The sequence below is a fragment of the Nonomuraea corallina genome, from assembly GCF_027620315.1.
GTDB lineage: Bacteria > Actinomycetota > Actinomycetes > Streptosporangiales > Streptosporangiaceae > Nonomuraea > Nonomuraea corallina.
Genome location: NZ_JAPNNL010000253.1, coordinates 1 through 7160 on the forward strand (window position 1 = coordinate 1; position 7160 = coordinate 7160).

8 protein-coding genes are annotated in these 7160 nt (G+C 71.8%); all 8 read right to left on the reverse strand.

Features of this window, described 5'->3' with window-relative positions; genetic code table 11:
- Positions 1-297: DNA-3-methyladenine glycosylase (locus OUY22_RS34630; protein WP_270159532.1), on the reverse strand; the 297-nt coding region annotated here is incomplete at its 3' end.
- Positions 298-305: 8 nt separating this feature from the next.
- A complete protein-coding gene (argH, locus tag OUY22_RS34635) occupies positions 306-1703 on the reverse strand; it encodes an argininosuccinate lyase (RefSeq protein WP_270159533.1) in 1398 nt (465 codons plus the stop codon).
- 67 nt (positions 1704-1770) lie between these two features.
- Positions 1771-2970 (reverse strand): argininosuccinate synthase, encoded by a 1200-nt coding sequence (locus OUY22_RS34640; RefSeq protein WP_270159526.1) that lies wholly within the window; start codon positions 2968-2970, stop codon positions 1771-1773.
- Positions 2971-3003: 33 nt separating this feature from the next.
- Positions 3004-3510 carry an arginine repressor gene (locus OUY22_RS34645; RefSeq protein WP_270159527.1) on the reverse strand — a complete coding sequence of 169 codons (507 nt, stop codon included), beginning with the start codon at positions 3508-3510 and terminating at the stop codon, positions 3004-3006.
- Positions 3507-4457 carry an ornithine carbamoyltransferase gene (argF, locus tag OUY22_RS34650; RefSeq protein ID WP_270159528.1) on the reverse strand — a complete coding sequence of 317 codons (951 nt, stop codon included), beginning with the start codon at positions 4455-4457 and terminating at the stop codon, positions 3507-3509. The genes OUY22_RS34645 and argF overlap by 4 nt, the downstream gene beginning before the upstream one ends.
- The gene (locus OUY22_RS34655; RefSeq protein WP_270159529.1) at positions 4454-5623 is read right to left on the reverse strand and encodes an acetylornithine transaminase; all 1170 of its coding nucleotides are present in this window, start codon (positions 5621-5623) and stop codon (positions 4454-4456) included. Before OUY22_RS34655 ends, argF begins: the two co-directional genes overlap by 4 nt.
- The gene (gene argB / locus OUY22_RS34660) at positions 5620-6489 is read right to left on the reverse strand and encodes an acetylglutamate kinase (RefSeq protein WP_270159530.1); all 870 of its coding nucleotides are present in this window, start codon (positions 6487-6489) and stop codon (positions 5620-5622) included. The genes OUY22_RS34655 and argB overlap by 4 nt, the downstream gene beginning before the upstream one ends.
- Positions 6486-7160 (reverse strand): bifunctional ornithine acetyltransferase/N-acetylglutamate synthase (locus OUY22_RS34665; protein WP_270159531.1); only part of this gene is annotated, 675 nt, incomplete at its 5' end. The genes OUY22_RS34665 and argB, both read right to left, overlap by 4 nt.

Genomic DNA, 7160 nt, shown 5'->3' on the forward strand with positions numbered 1-7160 from the left:
CCGGAGCAGCACCGCCGAGCCCAGGCCCTCGGCCAGGCAGACCAGGTTGGCGCAGAAGTGCATGCCGTAGGTGAAGTACACGTACAGGTGGCCGGGCGGGCCGAACATGATGGCGTTGCGGGCCGTCCGGCCGCGGTAGGTGTGGGCCGCGGGATCCTCCCCCGGCCCGCCGTACGCCTCGACCTCGGTGAGCCGGACGGCCACGCCGTCGTGCACGATCAGGCGCCCGAGCAGGTCGGGCGCCACCTCGTGGGACGGCCGGTCGAAGAAGGCGCGGGGCAGCGGGGCCGTGCTCAGCACCCCGCTCAGGATCCGGCCGCCCAGGCCGCCTGGGCGTCGACCGCCTCGCGCAGCGCCACGAGCTGGTCGCGCACCCGGTCCGGGGCGGTGCCGCCGTGGGCCTTGCGGGCGGCGAGCGCGCCGGCGACGTTGAGCACGTCGCGGACGTCGGGCGTCAGGTGCGGCGAGACCTTGGTCAGCTCCTCGTCGGAGAGGTCGCCGAGGTCCTTGTCGTTGACCTGGCACCACACCACCAGGTGGCCGACGGCCTCGTGCGCCTCGCGGAAGGGCACGCCGCGCCGCACCAGCAGCTCCGCCAGGTCGGTGGCGAGGGCGAACCCGTCGGGGGCCGACGCCTCCAGACGGGCGGTGTTGACCCGCATGGTCGAGACGAGCCCGGCCATCGCGGGCAGGACCAGCAGCAGGGTGTCGACGGAGTCGAACACCGGCTCCTTGTCCTCCTGCAGGTCGCGGTTGTAGGTGAGGGGCAGGCCCTTGAGCGTGGTCAGCAGCGCCATCAGGTTGCCGATCAGGCGGCCGGACTTGCCGCGGGCCAACTCGGCCACGTCGGGGTTCTTCTTCTGCGGCATGATCGACGAGCCCGTGGAGTAGGCGTCGTCCATCTCGATCCAGCGGAACTCCTGCGAGGCCCACAGGACGATCTCCTCGCCCAGCCGCGACAGGTGGGTGCCGATCAGGGCCGCGGCGAACAGGAACTCGGCCGCGAAGTCGCGGTCGGCGACCGCGTCCATCGAGTTGGGCGCGGCCGCGTCGAACCCGAGCTCCTGGGCGACCGCCTGCGGGTCCAGCGGCAGTGACGAGCCGGCCAGCGCGCCGGAGCCGAGCGGCGAGATCGCGGCCCGCTTGTCCCAGTCGGTGAGCCGGTCGATGTCGCGGGCGAACGCGTGCACGTGCGCGAGCAACTGGTGCCCGAACGACACCGGCTGCGCGTGCTGCAGGTGGGTCATGCCGGGCGCGGCCGTCTCGGCGTGCTGCTCGGCCTGCTCCATCAGCGCCGTCTCCAGCTCCACCAGGCGGGAGACGATCGTGCGGACGTGGTCGCGCAGGTAGAGACGCAGGTCGGTGGCGATCTGGTCGTTGCGGCTGCGGCCGGCGCGGAGCTTGCCGCCGAGGGTGCCGAGCCGCTCCAGCAGGCCGCGCTCCAGCGCGGTGTGCACGTCCTCGTCGGCGACGGTGGGCCGGAACTCGCCCGCCTTGCAGGCCCGCTCCAGGTCGTCGAGCGCGCCGATCATGCGCTGCAGCTCCTCGCCGCTCAGCAGCCCCGCCCTGTGCAGGACCCGGGCGTGCGCCCGGGAGGCCGCCAGGTCGTAGGGCACCAGCCGCCAGTCGAAGTGCACGCTCACCGACAGCCGGGTCAGCGCGTCGGACGGGCCTCCTTCGAAACGCCCGCCCCACAGCCGCATCGGCTTGCCATCACTCACCGTCTTCTCCTCAACCTTCACCGCACGTCCTCCGCGACCATAGTGCACTTCACCCCTGCTTCGCGTCGCGAGCCGCCGCGATCTTCGATGGCAGGCTGAACAGCTGGACGAAACCTTTGGCCAGCGATTGGTCGAACGTGTCGCCGGTGTCGTAGGTGGCCAGTGAGAAGTCGTACAGGGACTGCTCGGACCGCCTGCCGGTGACGGTCGCGCGGCCGCCGTGCAGGGTCATCCGGATGTCGCCGCTCACGTACCGCTGGGCGTCGGCGATGAGCGCGTCGAGCCCGCGCTTGAGTGGCGAATACCACAGCCCGTCGTAGACCAGCTCGGTCCACCGCTGGTCGACACCGCGCTTGAAGCGGGCCAGGTCGCGCTCGACGGTGACGGACTCCAGCTCCTGGTGCGCGGTGATGAGCGTGATCGCGGCCGGCGCCTCGTACACCTCGCGCGACTTGATGCCGACCAGCCGGTCCTCGACCATGTCGATGCGGCCGACGCCGTGCGCGCCGGCCCGCGTGTTCAGCTCGGCGACGATCTCGTACGGGGTGAGCGGGCGGCCGTCGAGCCGGACCGGGACGCCCTGCTCGAAGGTGATGACCACCTCGTCGGGCTCGCGCGGCGCCGACGGGTCGGCGGTGTAGGCGTAGACGTCCTCGCTCGGCGCGTTCCAGATGTCCTCCAGGAAGCCGGTCTCGATGGCGCGGCCCCACAGGTTCTGATCGATGGAGAACGGGTTCTTCCTGGTGGTCTCGATCGGCAGGCCCTTGCGCTCGGCGAACTCGATCGCCTTGTCGCGGGTCCAGGCGAAGTCGCGGGCCGGGGCGACCACCTCGAGGTCGGGGGCCAGCGCGGCCAGCCCGGCCTCGAAGCGGACCTGGTCGTTGCCCTTGCCGGTGCAGCCGTGGGACACGATGGTGCCGCCGAACCGCTTGGCCGCGGTGACCAGGTGCTTGACGATGAGGGGGCGCGAGAGCGACGACAGCAGCGGGTAGCGGCCCATGTAGAGGGCGTTGGCCTGGAGGGCGGGCACGCAGAAGTCGGCCGCGAACTCCTCCTTGGCGTCGACGACGACGGACTCGACGGCGCCGCAGTCCATGGCGCGCTTCTGGATGGCGTCCATGTCCTCACCGCCCTGGCCGAGGTCCACCGCGACGGCGATGACCTCGGCGTTCATCTTCTCGGCGAGGAACGGGATGGCCACCGACGTGTCGAGGCCTCCTGAGAATGCCAGGACCACTCTCTCCGTCATTGCTCCATCTCCATAAAGTAGGGAATGTTCGGTCTAGGCGCGCCGGTCGGCCGCCTTCAGCAGCGCCTGCGCGAGAACCTGGCCGCCCTGCGGATCACGGCTGATGACCAGGATCGTGTCGTCCCCGGCGACCGTGCCCAGGATCGACTCCCAGTCGGCGTGGTCGATGGCGGAGGCGAGGAACTGGGCCGCGCCCGGCGGGGTCCTGACGATGACGAGGTTGGCCGAGGCCTCGGCCCCGACCAGCAGCTCCTCGGCGATGCGGTGCAGCCGCGCGGCCGGGGACTCCCCGGTGCCGAGCCTGGCCCGCGGGATCCGCCCGCCGCCCTCACCGGGCAGCGCGTACACCAGCGAGCCGTCCCCGGCGCGCAGCTTCAGCGCGCCCAGCTCGTCCAGGTCACGCGAGAGCGTGGCCTGGGTGACCTCGACGCCGCTCTCGGCCAGCAGCTTGGCCAGCTCAGGCTGCGACCGCACCGGCTGGCGCTGGAGCAGGTCGGTGATCCTCGCGTGCCGGGCCGCCTTGGTCATCGGGATGGTCATGGCCGGGTCACCAGCCAGTGGAGGAGCGCCTTCTGGGCGTGCAGCCGGTTCTCCGCCTGGTCCCACACGGCGCTGCGCGGGCCGTCCAGGACGTCGGCGGTGATCTCGTTGCCCCGGTAGGCGGGCAGGCAGTGGAGCACGACCGCGTCAGCGTCGGCGTGCGCCAGCAGCTCGGCGTTCACCTGGTAGGCCATGAGGTCGCGGACCCGGTCCTCCTTGCCGTCCTGGCCCATCGACACCCAGGTGTCGGCGGCCACGACGTGCGCTCCCTGGACGGCGGCGACCGGGTCGGACACCGCCACCACCGAGCCGCCGGTGGCGGCGGCGATCGACGCGGCCCGGCCCAGCACGACGGCGTCCGGCTGGTAACCGGCCGGGGCGCCGATCCGCACGTGCATGCCGGCGGTGGCGCCGCCCAGCAGGTAGGAGTTGGCCATGTTGTTGGCGCCGTCCCCCACGTACGCGAGCGTCAGGCCGGTGGTGCGGCCGAACCGCTCGCGTACGGTCTGCAGGTCGGCGAGGATCTGGCAGGGGTGGAACTCGTCGGTGAGCGCGTTGACCACCGGCACCGCGGAGTTGGCGGCCATGGTCTCGATCAGTTCCTGCCCGTTGGTGCGCCACACGATGGCGGCCACCTGCCGGTCGAGCACGCGGGCGATGTCCTCGATCGGCTCGCCGCGGCCCATGAGCGTGGAGACGCCGTCGACGATCAGCGGCAGGCCGCCGAGTTCGCCGATGCCGGCGTGGAAGGAGATCCGCGTCCTGGCCGACGGCTTGTCGAACAGCACCGCCACGGTCCTGGGCCCCTCGAACGGGCGGTGGCCGAAGCGGTCCTTCTTCATCTCCGCCGCCAGGGCGAGCACCTCCTCCTGCTCGTCCGGCGACAGGTCGTCGTCCCTCAGGAAGTGCCTGACCCGCGCCGGGTCCGCGCCGTGCCTCGTCGTCACTTGCTCGCCTCCGTGAGGATCTTCGGGAACGCCGCGGTGAAGGCGTCCACCTGCGCCGCCGTCACGACCAGCGGGGGCGCGATCCGCACCGCGTCCGGCTGGACGGCGTTGACCAGGAAGCCCGCTTCCTGGGCCGCCTTCTGCACCTGCCCAGAAATCGGCGCGTCGAGCACGGCGGCCAGCCACAGCCCGCGCCCGCGCACTCCCTTCAGCATCGGATGCGCGACCGATTCGAGCCCGCCGCGCAGCCGCTCGGCGACCTCCCGCACGTGGCCGAGGTCCACGTGGTCGAGCACGGCCAGCGCCGCGGCGCAGGACACCGGGTTCCCGCCGAAGGTCGAGCCGTGGTCGCCCTTCTCGAACAGCGTGCCGGCCTCCCCGAAGCCGACGCAGGCGCCGATGGGCAGCCCGCCGCCGAGCCCCTTGGCCAGCGTCAGGATGTCGGGCGTGACGCCGTCGGCCTGGTGGGCGAACCAGTGGCCGGTGCGCCCGATCGCCGACTGGATCTCGTCGGCCACCAGCAGCGCGCCGGTGGCGTCGCAGATCTCGCGGGCCGCCGCCAGGTAGCCGTCGGGCGGCGGCACCACGCCGGCCTCGCCCTGCGTCGGCTCCAGGAACACCGCCGCGCACTCGGCGGTCACGGCCGCCTTCAGCGCGTCCGCGTCACCGTACGGGACGAACCGGACGTCGACCGGGAACGGGCCGAACTGGTCGCGGATCGACTTCTTGCCGCTCAGCGACAGCGCGCCGATCGTGCGGCCGTGGAAGCCGTTCTCGGCCGCCACGAAGTAGGAGCGGCCGGTGCGCCTGCCGTACTTGACCGCGAGCTTGTAGGCGGCCTCGTTGGCCTCGGTGCCGGAGTTGGCGAAGAAGACGCGGGCGGGCGCGCCGAGCAGGCCCGTCAGCCTCTCGGCCAGCAGCACCTCGGGCTCGTGCAGGAACAGGTTGCTGGTGTGGGCGAGCGTCGCCACCTGCCTGGAGACGGCCTCGACCAGCGCGGGGTGGGCGTGGCCGAGGGAGACGACCGCGATGCCGGCGATGAAGTCGAGGTACTCGTTGCCCTCGACGTCCCACACCCGGGCGCCCTCGCCTCTGGCCAGCGCGAGCGGGGGGACGCCGTAGTTGGGCATGAAGACCCGCTCGAACCGCTCGTACAAGCTGGTCATGAGGGCACCACCATGGTTCCGATTCCTTCGTTGGTGAAGATCTCCTGCAGCAGCGCGTGCGGCACCCGGCCGTCGAGCACGTGGGCGCGCGGCACGCCGCCGCGGACGGCGGTCAGGCAGGCTTCCATCTTGGGCGCCATGCCGCTGGACAGCGTGGGCAGCATCCGCTCCAGCTCGGCCGCGTCCACCTCGTCGATGACGTCGGTGTCGTCGGGCCAGTTGGCGTACAGTCCCTCGACGTCGGTGAGGACGACCAGCTTCTCCGCCTTGAGCGCCACGGCCAGCGCGGCCGCCGCCGTGTCCGCATTTACATTGTAGATTTCTCCGTCCGCCCCGCGGGCGACGCTCGACACGACCGGGACGCGCCCGTCGGCCAGCAGCGCCTCCACCGCGCCCGGCTCCACCTTGACGATCTCGCCCACCTGGCCGATGTCGACCGCCTCGCCGTCCACCACGGCGTTCTTGCGCTCGGCGGTGAACAGATGGGCGTCCTCGCCGGACAGGCCGACCGCGAACGGGCCGTGGTGGTTGATCAGGCCGATGATGTCGCGGCCCACCTGGCCGACCAGCACCATCCTGACCACCTGCATGGCCTCCGGGGTGGTGACCCGCAGCCCGGCGGTGAACGTCGACTCGATGCCCAGCTTGTCCAGGTGGGCGTTGATCTGCGGGCCGCCGCCGTGCACCACGACCGGCCGCAGACCGGCGTACCGCAGGAAGACCACGTCCTCGGCGAACGCCTCCTTGAGCGTCTCGTCGATCATCGCGTTGCCGCCGTACTTGATGACGACGGTCGCGCCGTGGAAACGCTTCAGCCACGGCAGCGCCTCGATCAGGGCCGCCGCCTTCTCCTGCGCGGCCCTCATGTGGAGTACGCCGAGTTCTCGTGGACGTAGTCGGCCGTCAGGTCCGTGGTGTGCACGGTGGCGGTGTGCGGGCCGGCCGACAGGTCGACGGTGATGGTGACGTCCCGCGGACGCATGTCGACCTTGTCACGGTCGTCGCCCACGGCGCCGCCGCGGCAGATCCAGACGCCGTTGATCGCCACGTTGAGCCGGTCGGGCTCGAACTCGGCGTCGGTCGTGCCGACCGCGGACAGCACCCGGCCCCAGTTGGGGTCCTCCCCGTGGATGGCGCACTTGAGCAGGTTGGACCGGGCGACCGCGCGGCCGACCTTGACCGCGTCGTCCTCCGACGCCGCGCCCACCACCTCGATGGCGATGGCCTTGCTGGCGCCCTCGGCGTCGACCAGGAGCTGCCGGGCCAGGTCGGCGCAGACCTCCGTCACCTTCTGCTCGAACTCGGCCAGATCGGGCCGGACACCGGCGGCGCCGCTGGACAGCAGCAGCACCGTGTCGTTGGTGGACATGCAACCGTCGGTGTCGAGCCGGTCGAAGGTCACCGACGTCGCCCGGCGCAGCACCGCGTCAAGCTCCTCGGCGGTCAGCTCGGCATCAGTGGTGATCACGCAGAGCATGGTGGCCAGGGCGGGCGCCATCATGCCGGCCCCCTTGGCCATGCCACCGACCATGTACCC

What these genes read in the sequence shown, in the direction of transcription:
- OUY22_RS34640 (WP_270159526.1), bottom strand. Translation starts at nt 2,970, where the DNA reads ATGACGGAGAGAGTGGTCCTGGCATTCTCAGGAGGCCTCGACACGTCG.
- argH (WP_270159533.1), bottom strand. Translation starts at nt 1,703, where the DNA reads ATGCGGCTGTGGGGCGGGCGTTTCGAAGGAGGCCCGTCCGACGCGCTG.
- OUY22_RS34645 (WP_270159527.1), bottom strand. Translation starts at nt 3,510, where the DNA reads ATGACCATCCCGATGACCAAGGCGGCCCGGCACGCGAGGATCACCGAC.
- argB (WP_270159530.1), bottom strand. Translation starts at nt 6,489, where the DNA reads ATGAGGGCCGCGCAGGAGAAGGCGGCGGCCCTGATCGAGGCGCTGCCG.
- OUY22_RS34655 (WP_270159529.1), bottom strand. Translation starts at nt 5,623, where the DNA reads ATGACCAGCTTGTACGAGCGGTTCGAGCGGGTCTTCATGCCCAACTAC.